The organism is Mesorhizobium sp. NFR06, assembly GCF_900115245.1.
Taxonomy (GTDB): domain Bacteria; phylum Pseudomonadota; class Alphaproteobacteria; order Rhizobiales; family Rhizobiaceae; genus Mesorhizobium.
On record NZ_FOVT01000008.1, the window covers coordinates 38,138 to 57,944 of the forward strand.

Here is a 19,807-nt window from a genome sequence, read left to right on the forward strand (position 1 = left end):
GCCTACCCCAGTTAACGACCCCGCACATTTCATGATCTTGATAGCCAATTGAAAAACAACGATAAATTGCTGCCACTATGAAGATGCACAACCATCCTTCCGGCGACCCGACGCCGTCGCGCGCCGACATCGAGATGACCAAGCAGATCATCGATACGGCGAAGCCCCTGGGCATCGCCGTGCATGATCACATCATCATCGGTCGCAAGGGCAACGCCTCGATGAAAGGGCTGCTCTTGATCTGACGCAGGTCGCCCAAAAGTGTGCAGCGGTTTTGGGAAAATGACATGCGCAAATCCAAAAACTTGAAGCGCATCGCCTGAATCCGTTTCAGCGCGACGCGCTTCAAGGCCCGCCCACCGCCCGAGCTACGGGCGCAAAAGCAGTGTTTTGCCAATCAGATAGTCGGCTCTGGAATTTCAACCGGAAATCGAGCATGATGCGGCTTGGTATTTCGGTTGGGTGCTTCGCGCTCCGATGAAATACTGGAGGACGGGACATGGCCGTTGTGCTTGTACTCGTTTTGATCGTCGTGGGCTCGGTGTTGTTCCACCTCCTGAGCCCATGGTGGTGGACGCCGATTGCCTCGAACTGGGACTATATCGACAACACCATCATCATCAGCTTCTGGATCACCGGCATCGTCTTTGCGGCTGTCGTGCTCTTTATGGCCTATTGCGTCTTCCGCTTCCGGCATCGGCAAGGCAATCGCGCCGCCTATGAACCGGAGAACAAGCGGCTCGAATGGTGGCTCATGGTCGTCACCGCGGCAGGCGTCACTGCCTTGCTGGTTCCCGGCCTGTTCGTCTGGAGCCGTTTCGTCACCGTCCCAGGCGATGCGACCGAGATCGAGGTCGTCGCCCAGCAGTGGCAGTGGAGCTTCCGCTTGCCCGGCAAGGACGGCAAGCTCGGTACTTCGGACACTCGCGACGTCGCCGCTGACAACCCCTTGGGCATCGCCCCCAAAGATCCAGACGGCCAGGACGACGTCGTGGTCGAGGCCGCCGATCTGCACCTTCCGGTCGGCAAGCCGGTCAAGGTGCTGTTGCGCTCGATCGACGTGCTGCACGATTTCTACATCCCGGAATTCCGCGCCAAGATGGACATGATCCCGGGATCTGTCACCTATTTCTGGTTCACGCCAACGAGGACCGGAACCTTCCAGGTTTTGTGTGCCGAGCTCTGCGGCCAGGGACATCCGCTGATGCATGGCGTGGTCATGGTCGACACCGAGCAGGACTATCTGACTTGGCTCGGCCAGCAGCAGACCTTTGCGCAATTGTCGACGCCCAAGCAAACGGGCTCGGCGAACCAACCGTCAGGAAAGACGATGGCGTCCGCTTTGGACGTCGCGGCAAAACTCGAAACGCTCGAGGCCCGCTGAACAGGGCACGGAGGTGCTGCTCCCATGGTCGACGTCACACCCGCAGATGCCGTTCCGCCCGCCGAAGTCGGGGAGGTGGAACTCTACCATCCGCACAGCTGGTGGACGAAATACGTCTTCTCGCAGGACGCCAAGGTCATCGCCATCCAGTATTCGGCGACGGCAACGTCAATCGGCCTTGTGGCGCTGGTGCTCTCCTGGCTGATGCGGCTGCAGCTCGGCTTCCCCGGCACGTTCGACTTCATCACCCCCGAAGCCTACTACCAGTTCATCACCGTGCACGGCATGATCATGGTGATCTACCTGCTCACCGCGCTTTTCCTTGGCGGCTTCGGCAACTACCTCATCCCGCTGATGGTCGGCGCCCGCGACATGGTTTTCCCCTATGTCAATATGCTGAGCTACTGGATCTATCTGCTGGCCGTTCTGGTTCTGGTGTCGAGCTTCTTCGCACCGGGCGGGCCGACAGGCGCCGGGTGGACCCTCTACCCGCCGCAGGCGATCATGTCCGGAACGCCGGGGGGCCAGGACTGGGGCATCATCCTGATGCTGTCTTCGCTCATCCTGTTCATCATCGGCTTCACCATGGGTGGCCTGAACTATGTGGTGACGGTGCTGCAGGGCCGCACGCGCGGCATGACCTTGATGCGCCTGCCGCTCACCGTCTGGGGCATCTTCACCGCCACCGTAATGGCGCTGCTCGCCTTCCCGGCGCTGTTCGTTGCGTGCGTGATGATGTTGCTCGACCGCATGCTCGGCACTTCCTTCTTCATGCCGGCGATCGTCGAGATGGGCGAGCAGTTGCAGCACAATGGCGGCAGCCCGATCCTGTTCCAGCACCTGTTCTGGTTCTTCGGCCACCCGGAAGTCTACATTGTGGCGCTGCCGGCCTTCGGCATCGTGTCCGACCTGATCAGCACGCATGCGCGCAAGAACATCTTCGGCTATCGCATGATGGTCTGGGCCATCATCGCCATCGGCGCGCTGAGCTTCGTGGTCTGGGCGCACCACATGTATGTCAGCGGCATGAATCCCTATTTTGGCTTCTTCTTTGCCACCACCACCTTGATCATTGCCGTGCCGACCGCGATCAAGGTCTATAACTGGGTGCTGACGCTGTGGCGCGGCGATATCCATCTGACCATCCCCATGCTGTTCGCACTCGCCTTCATCGTCACCTTCGTCAACGGCGGGCTGACGGGCCTTTTCCTCGGCAACGTCGTCGTCGACGTGCCGCTCTCCGACACGATGTTCGTCGTCGCCCATTTCCATATGGTCATGGGCGTCGCGCCGATCCTGGTGATCTTCGGCGCGATCTATCATTGGTACCCGAAGGTCACTGGACGATTGCTGGATGAAACACTCGGCCGCTTCCATTTCTGGGTTACCTTTGTCGGCGCCTACCTGATCTTCTTCCCAATGCACTATCTCGGACTGATGGGCGTTCCGCGGCGTTACGCCGAGCTGACCGACATGACCATAATGACGGAATCGGCCCATCATCTGAACTCGTTCATCAGCATCATGGCCTTCATCGTCGGCTTCGCGCAGATGGTGTTCCTGTTCAACCTGATCTGGAGCATCCGCCATGGTCGCGAGGCCGGCGGCAACCCGTGGCGTGCGACGACGCTCGAGTGGCAGACCCCGCAGACGCCACCGGCGCACGGCAATTTCGGCAAGGAGCTGCCGATCGTCTATCGCTGGGCCTATGACTACAGCGTGCCGGGCGCCAAGGAGGACTTCATCCCGCAGAACGTGCCGGGCGCCTTCGCGCCCTCCAGGGAGCCGGCATGAGCGTCATCCTGGTCTTCTTGGCTGTGATTGCCGGCTTTGCCGGATGGTGGCTTTCGCACCAGCGGCTGATGGCCAAGCCATGGCTCGAGCAAGGCATGGCCGGGGACTATGTCGGCTTCGACCGATCGGCCCTGCCTACCGCCAAGATCGGTCTAGGCGTCTTCCTCGCCGTCGTCGGCTGCCTGTTCTCACTGTTCACCAGCGCCTATTTCATGCGCATGGGCCTGTCGGATTGGCGACCGCTGCCACTGCCACGCCTGCTCTGGCTGAACACCGGTGTGCTCGTGTTGAGCAGCGTCGCGCTGCAATGCGCGGTGATCGCCGCGCGCAGAGGCCAGATAGACATGGCCAGGCTCGGTCTTGCAACGGCCGGACTGACCGCCCTCGCCTTCCTTGCCGGCCAGTTGATGGCCTGGCGGCAGCTGACCGAGGATGGCTACCTGCTGGCGTCCAACCCGGCCAACAGCTTCTTCTATCTGATCACCGCAATGCATGGCCTGCACATATTGGGCGGTCTGATCGGCCTTGGCAGGACGAGCGCCAGCGCCTGGAGCGGAGCGCGGCCGCAGCGGCTCAGCCTCAGCGTCGAGCTCTGTGCCATGTATTGGCATTTCCTGCTTTTCGTCTGGCTCTGCATCTTCGCCGTTCTGGCCGGCTGGGCAGCGACGTTCATCGACATTTGCCGGCAATTGCTGACCTAGGAGGCAGGCGATGACGGAGACGACCCTGACGCATACCGGCCAACTGGATCGCCCCAAGGGCTGGCGGGGAATTACCGCCGACTGGTCCTCGGATCAGCGCGCATTCAAGAACGTGTCCTGGGGCAAGGCCATGATGTGGATCTTCCTGCTCAGCGACACCTTTATCTTCGGCTGCTTCCTGCTCTCCTACATGACCGCGCGCATGTCGACACGCGTGCCCTGGCCGAACCCGAGCGAGGTCTTTGCCCTTCGCATCGGCGGCTCAGAGATCCCGCTTATCCTTATCGCCATCATGACCTTCGTGCTGATCTCGAGCAGCGGAACCATGGCCATGGCGGTCAATTTCGGCTACCGCCGCGACCGCCGCAAAACCGCGATCCTGATGCTTTTGACCGCCGCGCTCGGCGCGACCTTCGTCGGCATGCAGGCGTTCGAATGGACCAAGCTGATCACCGAAGGGGTCAGACCCTGGGGCAACCCTTGGGGAGCCGCGCAATTCGGCTCATGCTTCTTCATGATCACCGGCTTCCACGGCACACACGTGACGATCGGCGTGATCTTCCTCATCATCGTGGCGCGAAAAGTCTGGCGCGGCGATTTCGACATCGGGCGACCCGGTTTTTTCACCAGTCGCCGCGGCCGCTACGAGAATGTCGAGATCATGGGACTCTACTGGCACTTCGTCGACCTGGTCTGGGTGTTCATTTTCGCCTTCTTCTATCTTTGGTGAGAGGCAGACATGGCTGAAGCAACCGCAAACGGTCTCGGACAACACGCGCTGCACGCCACTCATGCGGAGCAAGCGGCTGCGACAGCGGTCGCTCACGCCGAGGTCCATCAGGAGCACCCGATCAAGCTCTACCTGGTGGTCTGGGCGTGGCTGTTCATTCTCAGCACCTGCTCCTATCTGGTCGACTATTTCGGTATCCACGGCTACCTCAGATGGTCGCTGATCCTGATCTTCATGATGCTCAAGGCAGGACTGATCGTCGCCGTCTTCATGCACATGGCCTGGGAACGGCTGGCAATGATGTATGCAATCATCCTGCCGCCGATATTGGTGCTGGTTTTCGTGACGATGATGGTCTTCGAGGCCGACTATACGTTGCTGACCCGCATCGCATTTTTCGGACCCGGCCCCTGACGCACGGGTTCGGACACCGCCGCAGCAAAACCAGCCGGGAATGGCCGATGCCTTGAAACAAGAAGCCAGCGGCTTCGTTTGGTATGCGTCGTGAAACTCGAGCGAAGGACGCGGAAAATGACGATTGCAAACAGACTGAGGAATTTTATCGACGGCAAGGGAATCCCCTACGACACAGTCGCCCACCATCGGACCGCCACCAGCAGGCAGGCCGCCATTGCCGCGCATGTGCCCGGCAGCATCATGGCCAAGTCCGTGGTCGTTCACCACGAACTCGGCTATGCGCTGGCTGTGGTCCCAAGCACCCACAGGATCGAGCTCGGCAAGCTGCAGGACGTCATGGACAAGCGCATCGGGCTCGCTTCCGAGGACGAGGTCGTGTCGATCTTCGATGATTGCGACATCGGCGCCATACCGCCGATCGGCGCGGCCTATGACGTGCCGGTCATCCTGGACGAAAGTCTGCGCGATGCCGCCGATATCTATTTCGAGGGCGGCGACCACAAGACGCTCGTGCATGTCAGCGGCAAGGATTTCCGCGACCTGACCACGGGCGCGCGTCAGGCGCGGTTCAGCCACCCGGCCCTGTGAGCGCACGGGCGCGCCTGCCGGTGCTCACACAGGGTTCGCTCAGGTCGCTGGTCTCGGGGCGGCCGGCGGCTCCACCACCTTGCGGTACACATGCCAGGTGGCATGGCCGAGGATTGGCAGCACTACCGCCAGCCCTGCGAACACGGGCAGCGAGCCGACGATCAGCCCAACGGCGACGATAAGTCCCCAGACGGCCATTGTAATCGGGTTGGCCAGGACCACGCGCACCGACGTGTGGACGGCTTCGTAGGCGCCAACATCGCGATCGAGCAATAGCGGGAAAGCGACCACGCTAGTGCACAACACCACCACGGCGAATACAAACCCGATCGCGTGACCCAGCACGATCAGCGTCCAGCCGCGCCCGGTGGCGAATATCTCGGTTATGAAACTTGACAGTGACGCTGGCGGCTCGGGCCCGAACAGATGCTCGTAGAAAAGCTTCGCGGTCAAAAGCCACGTGATGAAGATCGCGAACAACATGATCCCGACCGCAGCGATGGCCGGCACCGCCGGGGAATTCCTGACCTCGAACGCGTGGCGCCAGGACGCATCCAGCCCCGCCTCTCGTCTGCGGCTGATTTCGTAGAGTCCGATCGCTGCGAATGGACCGATCAGCGCAAAGCCGGACACGAGCGGAAACAGCAGCGGCAACGCGTTTGCTCCCGATGTCCAGGTGGCAAGCACCACGCCGACAACCGGATAGATCATGCACAGAAACACGATGTGCGAGGGTTTGACCATGAAGTCATCGACACCGCGTCTGAGCGCATCGAAAAGATCGGAGACGCCGATCTTTCTCACCCTGGTATGCTCCAGCGTTTCGCTGGCGCCTGCAATCACGTGAAAGCTTGCCATGGCCTTCCTCCAGATAAGGTCCGGCAAGGTCGCGGATTTCACGGTGCTTCCGCTCTGCGTGACTGGCCACGCAAACCGCGACCTGCACCGACGCCAACATACCCCTTTACGCCCGATTTGTCGCCCTCTGGCGGCACCGGCTAGAGCAATTCCAGGAAAAGTGTGACACGGTTTTCCGTCAGGAATTGCGTCAAAACAAACAGATAGAGCGTTTCGCCGTTTCCGTGAAACGGTGAAGTGCTCTAACGGTCAGCCGCAGCAGGAAGCTGGCTCCAGAGATTCTTTTTCGGTATTCTCAGGGCGCGAAGGTGAACGTCATGGATACGCGGACGCTTCTCATACTCGGCCTTGGCATAGTCATTCTGCTGCTGTTGGGATTCTTTGCGCTGCCGGCGTAACGGCACGGGTCGCGACATCTCAACAGCGCAGTTGCCGGCCCTCGTCCTTCGGCGGGTGACCACCAAATGGGGCCCGCAACGGGCGCCTACTTGGAAAACTGCTTCAGGTAAGCGATGACGTTGGCAATGTCCTTGTCATCCTTGAGGCCGGGAAACGTCATTTTCGTCCCTTTGACCATCGCCTGGGGGGCGTGAAGGTAGGTCGTCAGGGTCGGCTCGTCCCATTTGACGCCGGATTTGCCGGCCGCGATCATGGCCGCGGAATAGGTGAAGCCGGGATGCGTGCCGGCAGTGCGCCCGATAACGCCAAGCAGGGACGGGCCGACCCTGTTCTGGTCCTGATCTGCGACGTGACAGACCTTACACTTGGTGAAGACCTTCTCGCCCGCGGCGGCATCCTGCGCCTGCGATGAGCCCACGAAGGAGGTCGTAGCGGACAAGACGACGAAAAGCGCAATTGCACGCATCGCATTTCCTCTCTGATGGTCACTTACGTCGGACGGATCCACTTCACACCGGTCTTGCGGTTGCGTCCTGCACGGGTTCAGCGGATTGTTCGCGTTTCTTCAGTGGAATTGCGGCACCTACATACCACAGAATGATCCCGATGGATAAAAAAATCAGCCTTCGCGAAGGTTTAGGCCATGAGCGATGGGCGGATATTCAGCGCGACGCGCCTTAGGCAGCAGCGCTCACGGCGGATCGGTTTTGCAGCTTGCGGCGATCTGGCCGATCGCTTCGGAGAGGCCTGCGAGTTCGAAATCGGCCTCGCCCCGTCCCGACAGAAGGCCGAAGCGCCATGACAGTGTCAGTCGGTTCGCTGAAGCCAGGCGCTTGATGCCGTCGTCCCCATCCCTGACCAGCGTCCTGCCGCGCGGGCCGACCGACCAGCTCTCATCGGTTTTGCCCCCGCCGTCGACAATGACGGAGACGGTGATCTTGCGGCTGGCGGAGACGGCATCGCTGAGCTGGAGCCACTCGCTCCAGCGTGGTTCGCCATCGGGCCGGCACGCCAATGTCAGCACCGGGCTGTAGCCCAAGGCGCCGCCGCCGGTGATCAGCTTGTTGCTGGCATGGAGCGATGCCGTGATCTGGCCATCGCTGCCGGCGCCGACGCTCCAGTTGCCGAGTTGCGGCTCAGCCTGCGCGGCGCCGACCGCTGCGGCAAACAAGAGCGCCGCGGCGACGACCACGTCTCTCATCATCAACCCCAGCCTCACCTTTGCCTCCAAACGCCCTGGAATGGGATGAAGCGCAGATAATGTTCAACGGTTGGTATCGCCAGCAGCGGGTCATCAAGACAATTTGCCAGTGTTGCCGCGCTGCCACAATAAAATATGCCAGAATGAAAAAGGCCGCCCGAAGGCGGCCTTTCGAAACGATGGTACTGTAACCCGTTACTCGGCTTCCTTGGCGGCCTTCTTCTTCGGCGCGGCCTTTTTCTTCGGCTCTTCGGCCTCGTCGGCGGCTTCGCCCGCCTTTGCCTCACTCGGCCTGGCTTCGGCCTTCTTCGAGGCAGCCTTCTTGGCCGGCTTCGCCTTGGCCGTGGTTTCGGCCTCCTCGTCATCGGCCATCAGTTCGTCCTTGCCGACCTTGACGTCGTTGACCGAGATCTGGCCCAGCAGGTAATCGACGACCTTCTCCTCGAACATCGGCGCCCGCAGCGCATTGATGGCTTCCGGATTGCTGCGATAGAACTCGAAGGCTTCCTGCTGCTGGTTGGCCGGGAAGCGACGCACTTGCTCGAGCAGGCCGCGCTGCAGCTCCTCGTCCGATACGGTGACGCCGGCCTTCTCGCCGATCTCGGCCAGAACCAGGCCGAGGCGCACGCGGCGTTCGGCAAGGCGCATATATTCGGCGCGTGCCTCTTCTTCCGTCGTCTCCTCGTCGGCGAAAGTGCGGCCGGCGGCTTCGAGATCGCGGTTGACCTGGGCCCAGATGTTGTTGAACTCGGCCTCGACGAGCTTCGAGGGCGCTTCGAAGGAATAGGCCGAATCGAGCTGGTCGAGCAGCTGGCGCTTCACCTTCTGGCGGGTCATCGAGCCGAACTGGTTCTCGATCTGGCCACGCACGATCTCACGCAGGCGCTCGAGCGATTCCAGGCCGAGATTCTTGGCGGTCTCGTCGTTGATTTCCAGTTCACCGGGCTTCGAAACTTCCTTGACGGTGACGTCGAAGGTCGCTTCCTTGCCGGCCAGATGCGCGGCCTGGTAGTTTTCGGGGAAGGTGACGGTGACCTGCTTCTCATCGCCGGCCTTCGTGCCGATCAGCTGGTCCTCGAAGCCCGGGATGAACTCCTTGGAGCCGAGCACCAGCGGCTGATCGGTGCCGGCGCCGCCGGCGAAAGCCTCGCCGCCGATCTTGCCGACATAGTCGATGCTCACGCGATCGCCCTCGGCGGCCTTGCCGGTCTTCGGCTCATAGCTACGCGCCGATTCGGCAACGCGCTTGACCTGATCGTCGACTTCCGATTCCGGCACGTCATAGACCTGACGCGTCACCTTGATGTCGGAGAAATCCTTGATCTCGATTGCCGGTATGACTTCGTAATTGAGGCTGAATTCGAAATCGGCGCCGCCGGCCAGGATCTTCTCGGCCTCCTTCTCGTCCTCGGTCATGATCACTTCGGGCTGCATGGCGGCCTTTTCGCCGCGCCCCGAAATGATCGAACGGGTCGAGTCGTTGAGGATCTCGTTGACGACCTCGGCCATGAACGACTTGCCGTACACCTTGCGCAGGTGCTGCACCGGCACCTTGCCCGGGCGGAAGCCGTTGATGCGCACTTTGTCGCGGGCATCGGTCAGCCGCGCCATCAGCTTGGCTTCCATGTCACCGGCCGGCACGGTGATCTTGATCTCGCGCTTGAGACCGGAGTTGAGCGTTTCGGTGACCTGCATCCTAGAACCTTTGTTTTCACCAATGAGACTGCCAAACGGTTTTTAGCCGTTTACAGCCTGCCGGTATGATCTTGCCGGAAATGGCTTTTTGTACGGAACCCGGCGATTTGACCGCTGGTGCGGTTCAAACTCTCCCGAACTGCGCCTTGCCAAATGCGAATAAGTTTTTGTTTTTCCTATAACTTTTCACATCTTGCAGAAGCAGAACTTCACGTTCCGTCACATTCGACACGCCTTTTGTCACAGGCTAGGCTAATTTTCAACTATCTTCGCACCAATGCATGTCGCCCAAAAGTGCGCAGCGGTTTTGCGAGAACGGCATGCATCCAAACAAGACTTAGAACGCGTCGCCCGAACCCGTTTCGACACGACGCGCTTAGCCGAACAAGCATCGCTTGAGCGCCGACATTGACAGAATGATGGCTACATGGGATTGCCGGGGAAAGCGGATGTGGCGGAATTGGTAGACGCCCTGGATTTAGGTTCCAGTGCCGAAAGGCGTGGGGGTTCGAGTCCCTTCATCCGCACCACCCTTCGCTCTTCGAGCTTCGGGTGGCGAGCCACTTGAAAATCAGCAGATGAAGGGCCTTTCCGAAGCCTCGGCTAAGGAGGACCGTAGACATCAACTCCTGACGGCGCGAACGAGGCCCTTATGCCCGCGGAGACAATACCGCTTTTGCGCACCCGATACACTTGAAACAGCCCGTCAACAGGTTCTAAGTTGCATCTGGCAGGTTGGGGCTCTGTCAGGTTGTGCGCGTATTTTCTCTATTTCTGGGGGTCGGGTCGGTTGTTGCGGCGGCGACGTCTCAGGCTGAGGCTTTGGAGTACACTCCGGCTTCTCCTCCGGGTCAGCGGCCAATGCTCGTTGTCTCCGGTGAGTTTGGCGCCAATGAGTCCTTGAACGGCTTTGGCCGCGCGGTTGTGAGCAGCGGGGCCAAGGTGATTGTATTCAACTCCCCTGGTGGCAACGTCGGCAGTGCCATTCGGTTGGGGCGTATGATCCGCGCAGCGGGGTTGGATACGCTTCAGCTTCGCCAATTGCAGTGCGCTTCAGCCTGCTCACTGGCCTTCCTCGGGGGCATCCACCGCGTTGCCGAACCAGGTTCTATCGGCATTCACCGGGCGTTTCTCAAACCGGCTGACGGGATGTCCACCCAAGAAGCGGCGGCCCGCGTCCAGCTCGGAACGGTCGCAATCACATCCTACGTAGTCGAGATGGGAGTGGACCCCAAGCTGATAGAATTGGCTTCGAGCTATGGCAAGCATGACATAAGATACCTGTCGGCCGGCGAAATGGCTGAGTTGCGTGTGACCAATGTCACAGCGAACCAATCGCCCGCAGATACATCGCAGGTGCCAACGAGGCCAAATCCTGCCCTCGTACCTGTGCCTGCACCCGACGCCAGGCAACAGCCGGAGAGCATTGCGGTCGCCTTCGTCAAGGATATCATCGAGCATCATGGCGACAACGACGATTTCGCTCTTGCCCAGGTTCAGGCGTCCTACGCACCAAAGGTCGACTACTATGGCAAGCTGACGAACTTGAGGGCGATCGTTCAGGACAAGAGGAACTATTACAAGCGATGGCCTGAACGCGCATATAACGTCCGCAATGAGAGCATTGTGGTCACCTGCGCTAACGATCGCTGCATGGTCTCCGGGGTCTATGACTGGGTTGTGCGCAGTGCCTCCATACATAAGCAGGAGAAAGGCGCCGCAAACTTCAGCTACACGATATCGATCGGTCCCTATCCCAAAATCATCGCAGAGACCGGCAATATTCAGCGGTAACCGGAGCCGTTTCTGTGAAACGGCGAGATGCTCTAGTACAGCGGTTCCTCGAACAGCGTCTTATTGCCATCCATCAGCGCCTTGATCTGCGCCGTGCCGTCGGCCGCGAGCGCAAGCTTGATGCCGAATGGTCGCACCCGCATGTCGTTCTGGATCGCCATGCCCTCGCCTTCCGGCAGATAGAATCGTCCGATTCCATAGTCCGGCGCGATCGTCACATCGGGACTGCGAACGTCCCATCCCGCGGCGACGTGTCCGGCGATATCCGCCTCGTCCGCGCCCGCAGGGGCCGGCGCTTTGCCGAACCAGGCTGCCGTCGGCTGCCAGTAGCCGTCGCCGCCCCTCTTCAACCGCACCGTGATCGAGCTGTCGTCGGTGGAAAGCATGCCCTGCGGGACGTTGGCGATCAGCTTCGCCGGGATCCGCGAAATGTTGTTGTTGAGCGAGATATAGTCACCCCGCAGGAGATCGCGCGGATCGACCGGTTCGACCTTCAACAGCACTTCCTTGCCGCTGCGAAGGATCGCCGCGCGGCCCGCGATGATCCAGCTGAGAAAGCCGATCTGGACAAGCGCCAGCACCAGCGCAGAGACGATCAGTTTCTTGCCGGTCATGCCGCTGCTCCCGTGTGGGCAGCCGCCCTCATGCGCTTTTCCACGCGAATGATGACCAGCGCCAGAATACCGAGCAGCAGCGCCGCCGCCAGGAAGAAGCCGGCCGTATCCAGCATCGACTGCAAGGTGACGCTGTAAATGATGGCGAGTTCGAAGGCGAAGCCGGCATAGGCCAGCCAGCGCAGCCCCCTGCTTTCGCGGCCCGCCAGCATGATTGCCGCCACGATGCCGGACAGCGCGACGATCGAGGCGACGGCGAAACCGCTGGCGTATGTGCTTTCATCCGCCAGTTCGAACTGGATCATCGCGATGCCGGTGAGGAAGCCGAGCAAGGCATGCAAGGGCAGCCGGCCACCGAGCTGAAGGATCCTGTCTATCGGATCGCCCGCAAACACCGCCGCGGCAAACAGCAGCGCCGAACCGATAAGCAGCGGGACAGCAATCCGCAACGTGTCGTAATCTCCAACCAGGAGCACGAGATAGAAAAGCACCGACAGGATGATCAGATGACGTGAGGCCTGGCTGCGTGTCCAGAACGAAACGGCAAACAGTACGATCGCCATGACGATGAAGAAATGCAGAAATTCGGCGCGACCAAAAAAGTCGAAGCCCTTGAGGAACAACCAGGCATCCGCGATGCCTACCGCCGCCACCGTGAGCGGGTTCGAGCGCAGCGCCACCGCCGCCAGCGCCGCGCCGGCGCACCAGGTGACCAGCGCCGAGGCCTCATCGCCCGAAAGATGGTATATCTGGCCGATCAGCGCGATCGATCCGCCGAAGGCTGCGGCAGCCACGATCCACAGCGCCTCGCCGATCGCGGCATGGTCGCGCGTCTTCATGACCGCACCGCCGACATAGCCCGCAGCAATGACGGCAAACAGCGCCACAACCCGCGCCAGGCGCGGGATGGCCTCCCAATTGGCGGCGACGAAAATCAGGATCGCCGCGCCGAACAGAAGCGCCGCCATCATCGCCAGGATGGAGCCGAAACTCAGCGACGCGCGCTCGTTGGCGGCGACGTCGCGCGTCAAGGCTTCCGCCGTGGCGGGATCGATCAGCCCTGCCTCCCGCCAGCGCGCGATATCTGCCTTCACCCGTGTCGCGTAGCCCGCCATGCTTTCCCCAGAACCTGGTCAATTCCTTGGCCGGAACTGCCAAACCGTTGACGCGGCGGCATTTTCCGATTCGGCCTTCTTTGTGGCGCAGGCGTGAACGGCCGTTAATGTTGCATTGCACAATTTGCATTGCTGCCATGCGCCAACGGCACTTTTAAATCGATATGACCCCACCTATTTTCTGTTCGTACACAAACGGAATGATCCGAACCAAAGACGAAACGAGAACTACCATGAACCTGATCCGCAACTACCGCAACTGGCGCCGCTACCGGGACACCGTTTCCGAGCTGAGCCGCCTGTCGAACCGTGAACTGACCGACCTCGGCATCAGCCGCAGCGACATCCACTACGTCGCCCGCAAGGCGGTCTAATCCGCTTCGGACCGCAAATGGTCCGAACCAGTTTTGAAGAGAGTAACGCCAATGAACCTGATCCGCAGCTATCGTAACTGGCGCGTCTACCGCGACACCGTTACCGAGCTGGGTCGGCTTTCGAACCGCCAGCTCCATGATCTCGGCATCGTTCGCGACGAGATCAAGATGGTCGCCCGCAAGGCGATCTAGCCAGGAATTTCGCCAGGGTCGACCTCCTCCCCGACCCTGACGGATACGGTCAACCTTCACCTCCTCCCGAGGGTTGACCACTGAAACGGCGCCCGCCGGACCTCCTCCCCCGGCGGGCGTTGTTCTCCAGAAGGTTTCGCCCCTTCTCAAAGGCGAAAAGAATTTTCGTCCTCAAACGGCGAAAGAGATTTCGTCAAAGCCGACCTCCTCCCCGGCGATGGCGAATATGGTCGATCTTCACCTCCTCCCGAGGATTGACCGCCAAAACGACACCCGCCGGACCTCCTCCCCCGGCGGGTGTTGTTGTTTTTGGCGCAGGCTTCCGACGCGCCCGTTGCCGGCCGGCAATTGCAATCGGGCCGCCAAGCGATTATTCCGACGCTCATGAGCAAAAATCCCGTACATGTCATCGGCGGCGGCCTCGCCGGCTCCGAAGCCGCATGGCAGATCGCGCAAGCCGGCGTCCCGGTCGTGCTGCACGAGATGCGCCCGGTGCGCGGCACCGACGCCCACAAGACCGATGGGCTGGCCGAGCTCGTCTGCTCCAATTCCTTCCGCTCCGACGATGCCGAAAACAACGCCGTCGGCCTGCTGCACGCCGAAATGCGGCTGGCCGGCTCGTTGATCATGAGCGCCGGCGATGCGCACCAGGTTCCGGCAGGCGGCGCGCTGGCCGTCGACCGCGACGGCTTTTCCGATGCGGTGACGAAGAAGATCGAGGCGCACCCGCTTATCACCATCCAGCGCGAGGAAGTTCCGGGCCTGCCGCCGGCGGACTGGGACCAGGCGATCATCGCCACAGGTCCCTTGACCGCGCCTTCGCTGGCGCAGTCGATCGCAGAGGCCACCCACGCCGATGCGCTGGCCTTCTTCGACGCGATCGCCCCGATCGTGCATTTCGACACGATCGACATGAACACCGCCTGGTTTCAGTCGCGCTACGACAAGGTCGGCCCCGGCGGCACCGGCAAGGACTACATCAACTGCCCGATGGACAAGGAGCAGTATTTCGCGTTCGTCCAGGCATTGCTCGACGGGCAGAAAACAGAGTTCAAGGAGTGGGAAGGCACGCCGTATTTCGACGGCTGCCTGCCGATCGAGGTGATGGCCGAGCGCGGTGTCGAGACCCTGCGCTACGGGCCGATGAAACCGATGGGGCTGACCAACGTCCACAATCCGACGGTCAAAGCCTATGCCGTCGTGCAGCTTCGCCAGGACAACGCACTGGGCACGCTCTACAACATGGTCGGTTTCCAGACCAAGCTGAAGCATGGCGAACAGGTGCGCATCTTCCGCACCATTCCGGGGCTTGAAAACGCCGAGTTCGCGCGGCTCGGCGGCCTGCACCGCAACACCTATATCAACTCGCCGACCCTCCTCGATGCCTCGCTGCAGCTGAGATCGCGGCCTGGCCTGCGCTTCGCCGGCCAGATCACCGGCTGCGAAGGCTATGTCGAAAGCGCCGCGATCGGCCTGCTCGCCGGCCGCTTCGCCGCCGCCGAACGGCTCGGCCGGGCGCCCGCGCCGCCGCCGTCGACCACGGCCTTTGGCGCGCTGCTCAACCACATCACCGGCGGCCACATCGTATCGGATGACGAGCCCGGAAAGCGCTCCTTCCAGCCGATGAACGTCAATTTCGGCCTTTTCCCGCCGGTGGAAGCGCCCAAGGTCGAAGGCAAGCGCCTGCGCGGCAAGGACAAGACGGTGGCCAAAAGGCACGCCATTACCTCGCGCGCGCTGGCCGATTGTAGGCAATGGCTGGGGCTGCCGGCGCGGGCCGAGGCGGCAGAGTAGCTATGGCTGGCGCCTCCAGGCTGCCCCAGCTTCTGCCACCAGGTTTGCCGGCAAGCGAAGAGCCGTTCGCGGGCGACTACGAGATTGTCTGGAGCATCTATATTCGCTGCAAGAGCCTGCAAAAATTACGCGAGGTCCACATACCGGCGCTTGAGGCGCTGATCGGCCAGCCACATGGCGGCTGATTGACGTTTACGTCAAAGGGGCGTCCAGCCCCGCATCGCATGCGCCAAGAGCAACCAGTGCCGGCGCAAGGTGGAGAGCGGCGCAGTAGCGTGGAGCGGCGACCTGCCTCGCTTCTCCATCTTGTCGAGATAGGCGCGCGTCAGCGCCAGCGGCAGAAAGGCTGGCCGCAGTGAAACGGGAAGCGTCGGCGCAGCTTGCTCGAACGCGTTGAGATGTTCTCGCGCCAGCGCGACCATCGCCGCCAGCGCCCGCTCCACGGCGGCCCCGCCCTCGCCTTTGACGAAGTCTTCCGGCGTGGTGCCGGCTGCCGACAAGATCTCGGTGGGGACGAAACACTGTCCGCGTCGGCGATGCAGCGGCAGCAAAAGAAGCAGGCCGGTGATCGCCTGCGCGCAACCGGCCCTGCCCGCCAGTTCGGCAAAGCCCGGCGCTGCGATGGGGTCAAGCACCATCGCCGCAAGCTGGATCAGCGCAGCGGCGGTTTCGCCGCAATAGCCCTCGAGGTCGGTCCGCGACGGCATCGGATCGTCATAGAGGTCGAATATCCGCGCCTCGAGCATGTTCTCGAAAGCGATCTTCGGCAGATGATTGACGGCTATCGTCGCCCTCAACGCATCGGCGATGGGGTGGCCGGTCTCGGCCTGTCCATCAGCCGCGATGACGTCGCGCCACCATTGCAGCCGGACCTCGCCCGGCAGCGGCTCATGGATGCGGTCGCGCACGCCAGCGATCTCGGAGTTGAAGGCGTAGAGCGCAAACAGTGCTCCGCGCTTGTCGGCCGGCGCGTAGAGCGCCGACAGATACCGGTCATGATCGGCGGCGCGCACCGCATCCGTGACGATGTTGGAAGTGCCGGCCATTCAATCGACGGCGATGAGCGCCGCGGCCACGGCGCGGTCCTCGGCCAGCAGCACATTGTAGGTCCGCACCGCCGCTCCCGTCGACATCGGGTCGGCCGAGATGCCTGCCTCCTTGAGCGCGGCGCGCAACGCGGCCGGCAGCGGCCGGAGATCCTTGCCCATGCCGACCAGTAGGATCTCTACCTTGCCGGCCTCGGCAAACAGCCGGTCGAAGTCCGAGACCGTCAGCGCCAGCGGATCGGCCGGCTCCCAGCCATGGATGCCCGACGGCAGGACGAGCAGCGAACCGCGATGCGACATGTCGGCAAAGCGGAATCCGCTATTGCCATAGGCCTCGATCGGCGCCTTGCCCGGAAAATGCGCCTCGCGGATGATGATGCCTTTGGCCATGGGTCTAGAGCATGATGCCGAAAAGTGTGGAGCGGTCTTCGAGCGACATCATGCTCTATCTCTTTGATTTAGAAACGGATTCAGATTTCAGGTCGACTCGGCCTGAAATCATCCGGCTCTAGCGGCGTCAGGTCGCCACGGCCTTGCCGTTCACCGGCTTTTCCTCATCCGCTGTTGCGGACTGTGGACGCAACCGGAACAGGATCAGCAGCGGCGCAGCGATGAAGATCGACGAGTAGGTGCCGAATATCACGCCGAACAGCATCGCCATCGTGAAGGAGCGGATCACCTCGCCACCGAACAGCACCAGCGCCAGCAGCGCCAGGATTGTCGTCACCGAGGTCAGCGTCGTTCTCGACAGGGTCTCGTTGATGGCATTGTTCAAGAGCTGCGGCAGCGGCATCTTCTTGTATTTTCGCAGATCCTCGCGGACGCGGTCATAGACCACGATGGTGTCGTTCAGCGAATAACCGATGATGGTCAGGATCGCCGCCAGCGACGACTGGTTGAACTCCAGCCCTGTCACGACGAAGAAGCCGATCGTCATCACCACATCGTGCACCGTGGCGATGATGGCGCCGACCGCGAACTGCCATTCGAAACGGAACCAGACATAGAGCAGGATGCCGACCAGCGCGATCAGCATCGCGATCGTGCCCTGCTTGGCGAGTTCACCCGAGACCGTCGGTCCCACCACCTCGACGCGGCGGAAATCATACTGGTCCTGCAGTTCGCCCCGCACCTTGTCGATGACGGTCTGCTCGGCATTCTCGCCGGCGTCCTGCGTGCCGACTCGGATCAGCACGTCGTTCGGCGCGCCGAACTGCTGCACCTGGATCTCGCCGATGTTGAGCTCGGACAGCCTGTTGCGGATATCGCCGAGGTTGGCGTCGCCCTGCTTGGACTGCACCTCGATCATCGAGCCGCCCTTGAAGTCGATGCCGTAATTGATGTCGACGGTCAGGAAGCCGACGACCGACAGGATCGACAACAGGCTCGACAAGGCGAACGTCCAGCGGCGGATACCCATGAACGGGATCTTGGTGCCCGGCGGAATGAAGGTGACAGGCGCGCGCGGCAGTTCCTTCGGGCGGGCGCGGCGCAGCCAGATCGACACCAGCATGCGGGTGAAGGTGAAGGCGGTGAAGACAGTCGTCAGGATGCCGATGGCGTAGGTGATGGCAAAACCCTTGACCGGCCCCGTGCCCAGCCAGAACAGCACCACGGTGGCGATCAGCGACGTGACGTTGGAATCGACGATCGTCGCCAGCGCCTTGGAGAAGCCGGTATCGATCGCCTGGATCACCGAGCGCCCGTTTCGCCGCTCCTCGCGGATTCGTTCATAGATCAGAACGTTGGAGTCCACCGCCATGCCGATGGTGAGCACGATGCCGGCGATGCCCGGCAGCGTAAGCGTTGCGCCGAGCAGTGACAGCAGCGCCACGATCATCGCCACGTGCACCGCGAGCGCGATATTGGCGAGGAACCCAAGGAAGCCATAGGCGACGAACATGAAGGCGACGACGAGGATCGAGCCGATCACGCCCGCGATCTTGCCCGCATGGATCGAGTCCTGGCCGAGGCCCGGACCGACCGTGCGCTCCTCGATGATGGTCAACTTTGCCGGCAAGGCGCCCGCGCGCAGCAGCACGGCGAGGTCGTTGGCGCTCTCGGCGGTGAAATTGCCGGAGATCTGTCCGCTGCCGCCAAGGATCGGCTCGCGGATCACGGGCGCCGAAATGACCTGGTTGTCGAGAACGATGGCAAACGGTTTGCCGACATTCTGCTGCGTCGCCTGGCCGAAGCGCGTCGCGCCGCGGGAATTGAACGTGAACGAAACCACCGGCTCGTTGGTCTGGGAATTGTAGGTCGGGGTCGCCTGCGACAGGTCTTCGCCCGACACGATGACGCGGTTCTCGACCAGATAAGGAACCGGAGGATCGTCTTGCGAATAGAGAACTGAATCGCCCGGCGGCGGCCGGTTCTTCATCGCATCCTGGACCGGCACGGAGGTGTCGACCATCTGGAACGTCAGCTTGGCGGTCTGGCCGATGATATCCTTGAGCCGTTGCGGATTCTGAAGCCCGGGCACCTGAACCAGGATGCGGTCGTCGCCCTGCCGCTGCACGATCGGCTCGGTCGTGCCGAGTGCGTTGACGCGCCGTTCGACGACTTCGATCGCCTGCGACAATGCCGTCGATGTGCGGTACTTGATGCCGGCATCGGTGACTGTGAACTTCAGCAACCCGGCCTCGGAATCGTCCAGGTTCATCGACTGGACGGAACCGCCGGCAAAGAGGCCGGCCGCGACCGGATTGGTTATTGGCTTCAGCGCCGACTTGGCGGCTTCGACCTGGTTCGGGTCGTTGATGCGCACCTGCACCGTGCGGCCCGTTCCGCCAAGTCCGGTATATTGGATCTTGGCATCGCGCAGCAGCGTCCGGATTTCATCGCGCGTCGTCTCCAGTTGGTCCTTGATCAGGTCGTTCTGATCCATCTGGAGCAGGATGTGCGAGCCGCCCTGGAGGTCGAGGCCGAGCGTCATCTGCCGCTTCGGTACCCAATTCGGCAGCTGCGCCAGCATGCTTGCCGGGAAAAGATTGGGCGCGGCGAGGATCACTGTGATGGCCACGGCGAGCCAGATCAGGATCATCTTCAGGCGCGAGAAATAGAGCATTCGTTCTTATCCGTTCAGGCGTACAAGCGGCAGCGTTCCGCCAT

The 19,807-nt window shown here is 61.7% G+C and carries 20 protein-coding genes, 1 tRNA gene and 1 pseudogene; 13 read left to right on the plus strand and 9 right to left on the minus strand.

Going from position 1 to position 19,807, the window contains the following annotated elements:
- Positions 1–83: 83 nt before the first annotated feature.
- From F3H96_RS15820 to F3H96_RS15850, 7 genes and pseudogenes are all read left to right on the plus strand, one after another.
- Positions 84–245: pseudogene (locus F3H96_RS15820) on the plus strand (JAB domain-containing protein); the annotation flags it as partial.
- Between the two features lie 254 nt (positions 246–499).
- On the plus strand, positions 500–1,384 hold the full coding sequence (locus tag F3H96_RS15825) for a cytochrome c oxidase subunit II (protein ID WP_149802663.1): 885 nt from the start codon (positions 500–502) through the stop codon (positions 1,382–1,384).
- Between the two features lie 24 nt (positions 1,385–1,408).
- Positions 1,409–3,178: a cytochrome c oxidase subunit I gene (gene ctaD, locus F3H96_RS15830; protein WP_149802664.1), complete on the plus strand. Its 1,770-nt coding sequence runs from the start codon at positions 1,409–1,411 to the stop codon at positions 3,176–3,178.
- Positions 3,175–3,879: a cytochrome c oxidase subunit 3 gene (locus F3H96_RS15835; RefSeq protein ID WP_149802665.1), complete on the plus strand. Its 705-nt coding sequence runs from the start codon at positions 3,175–3,177 to the stop codon at positions 3,877–3,879. Before ctaD ends, F3H96_RS15835 begins: the two co-directional genes overlap by 4 nt.
- Before the next feature lie 10 nt (positions 3,880–3,889).
- A complete protein-coding gene (locus F3H96_RS15840; protein ID WP_149802666.1) occupies positions 3,890–4,609 on the plus strand; it encodes a heme-copper oxidase subunit III family protein in 720 nt (239 codons plus the stop codon).
- Positions 4,610–4,618: 9 nt separating this feature from the next.
- Positions 4,619–5,023 carry a cytochrome C oxidase subunit IV family protein gene (locus tag F3H96_RS15845; protein WP_149802667.1) on the plus strand — a complete coding sequence of 135 codons (405 nt, stop codon included), beginning with the start codon at positions 4,619–4,621 and terminating at the stop codon, positions 5,021–5,023.
- Between the two features lie 117 nt (positions 5,024–5,140).
- The gene (locus F3H96_RS15850) at positions 5,141–5,614 is read left to right on the plus strand and encodes an aminoacyl-tRNA deacylase (RefSeq protein WP_149802668.1); all 474 of its coding nucleotides are present in this window, start codon (positions 5,141–5,143) and stop codon (positions 5,612–5,614) included.
- A gap of 39 nt (positions 5,615–5,653) precedes the next feature.
- Here F3H96_RS15850 and F3H96_RS15855 read toward each other — a convergent pair whose 3' ends face one another.
- The 4 genes from F3H96_RS15855 to tig all read right to left on the minus strand — a co-directional run bounded on the left by F3H96_RS15855 (position 5,654) and on the right by tig (position 9,767).
- Positions 5,654–6,472: a DUF2189 domain-containing protein gene (locus F3H96_RS15855; protein ID WP_149802669.1), complete on the minus strand. Its 819-nt coding sequence runs from the start codon at positions 6,470–6,472 to the stop codon at positions 5,654–5,656.
- A 484-nt stretch (positions 6,473–6,956) separates the two neighbouring features.
- Complete coding sequence (locus F3H96_RS15860; RefSeq protein ID WP_149802670.1) at positions 6,957–7,337, minus strand: cytochrome c family protein; 381 nt, start codon at positions 7,335–7,337, stop codon at positions 6,957–6,959.
- A 225-nt stretch (positions 7,338–7,562) separates the two neighbouring features.
- A complete protein-coding gene (locus F3H96_RS15865) occupies positions 7,563–8,075 on the minus strand; it encodes a hypothetical protein (RefSeq protein ID WP_149802671.1) in 513 nt (170 codons plus the stop codon).
- Positions 8,076–8,267: 192 nt separating this feature from the next.
- Complete coding sequence (gene tig / locus F3H96_RS15870) at positions 8,268–9,767, minus strand: trigger factor (RefSeq protein ID WP_149802672.1); 1,500 nt, start codon at positions 9,765–9,767, stop codon at positions 8,268–8,270.
- Positions 9,768–10,212: 445 nt separating this feature from the next.
- On the opposite strand from tig, the gene F3H96_RS15875 reads away from it, so the two are divergent.
- Together F3H96_RS15875 and F3H96_RS15880 are read left to right on the plus strand one after the other, a co-directional pair.
- Positions 10,213–10,297: transfer RNA gene (locus F3H96_RS15875), tRNA-Leu, on the plus strand.
- Between the two features lie 331 nt (positions 10,298–10,628).
- Entirely contained in the window at positions 10,629–11,561 is a 933-nt protein-coding gene (locus tag F3H96_RS15880; RefSeq protein ID WP_149802673.1) for a hypothetical protein, read from the plus strand.
- Between the two features lie 32 nt (positions 11,562–11,593).
- Here F3H96_RS15880 and F3H96_RS15885 read toward each other — a convergent pair whose 3' ends face one another.
- Positions 11,594–12,175, minus strand: coding sequence for a GDYXXLXY domain-containing protein (locus F3H96_RS15885; RefSeq protein ID WP_149802674.1), 582 nt, complete (start codon positions 12,173–12,175; stop codon positions 11,594–11,596).
- Positions 12,172–13,290 carry a DUF2157 domain-containing protein gene (locus F3H96_RS15890; protein ID WP_149802675.1) on the minus strand — a complete coding sequence of 373 codons (1,119 nt, stop codon included), beginning with the start codon at positions 13,288–13,290 and terminating at the stop codon, positions 12,172–12,174. The genes F3H96_RS15885 and F3H96_RS15890 overlap by 4 nt, the downstream gene beginning before the upstream one ends.
- A gap of 233 nt (positions 13,291–13,523) precedes the next feature.
- Between F3H96_RS15890 and F3H96_RS15895 the strand changes: the two genes are divergently transcribed.
- The 4 genes from F3H96_RS15895 to F3H96_RS15910 all read left to right on the plus strand — a co-directional run bounded on the left by F3H96_RS15895 (position 13,524) and on the right by F3H96_RS15910 (position 15,835).
- Positions 13,524–13,664 (plus strand): DUF1127 domain-containing protein, encoded by a 141-nt coding sequence (locus tag F3H96_RS15895; RefSeq protein ID WP_006335194.1) that lies wholly within the window; start codon positions 13,524–13,526, stop codon positions 13,662–13,664.
- Between the two features lie 51 nt (positions 13,665–13,715).
- Positions 13,716–13,856: a DUF1127 domain-containing protein gene (locus F3H96_RS15900; RefSeq protein WP_084508100.1), complete on the plus strand. Its 141-nt coding sequence runs from the start codon at positions 13,716–13,718 to the stop codon at positions 13,854–13,856.
- A 384-nt stretch (positions 13,857–14,240) separates the two neighbouring features.
- The gene (gene trmFO, locus F3H96_RS15905) at positions 14,241–15,650 is read left to right on the plus strand and encodes a methylenetetrahydrofolate--tRNA-(uracil(54)-C(5))-methyltransferase (FADH(2)-oxidizing) TrmFO (protein ID WP_149802676.1); all 1,410 of its coding nucleotides are present in this window, start codon (positions 14,241–14,243) and stop codon (positions 15,648–15,650) included.
- A gap of 2 nt (positions 15,651–15,652) precedes the next feature.
- Entirely contained in the window at positions 15,653–15,835 is a 183-nt protein-coding gene (locus F3H96_RS15910; RefSeq protein WP_188131419.1) for a hypothetical protein, read from the plus strand.
- Between the two features lie 12 nt (positions 15,836–15,847).
- Here F3H96_RS15910 and F3H96_RS15915 read toward each other — a convergent pair whose 3' ends face one another.
- From F3H96_RS15915 to secDF, 3 genes are all read right to left on the minus strand, one after another.
- A complete protein-coding gene (locus F3H96_RS15915; protein ID WP_149802677.1) occupies positions 15,848–16,696 on the minus strand; it encodes a phytoene/squalene synthase family protein in 849 nt (282 codons plus the stop codon).
- Positions 16,697–17,086 (minus strand): Mth938-like domain-containing protein, encoded by a 390-nt coding sequence (locus tag F3H96_RS15920; RefSeq protein ID WP_149802678.1) that lies wholly within the window; start codon positions 17,084–17,086, stop codon positions 16,697–16,699.
- A gap of 127 nt (positions 17,087–17,213) precedes the next feature.
- Complete coding sequence (secDF, locus tag F3H96_RS15925) at positions 17,214–19,763, minus strand: protein translocase subunit SecDF (RefSeq protein ID WP_149802679.1); 2,550 nt, start codon at positions 19,761–19,763, stop codon at positions 17,214–17,216.
- Positions 19,764–19,807 lie beyond the last annotated feature (44 nt).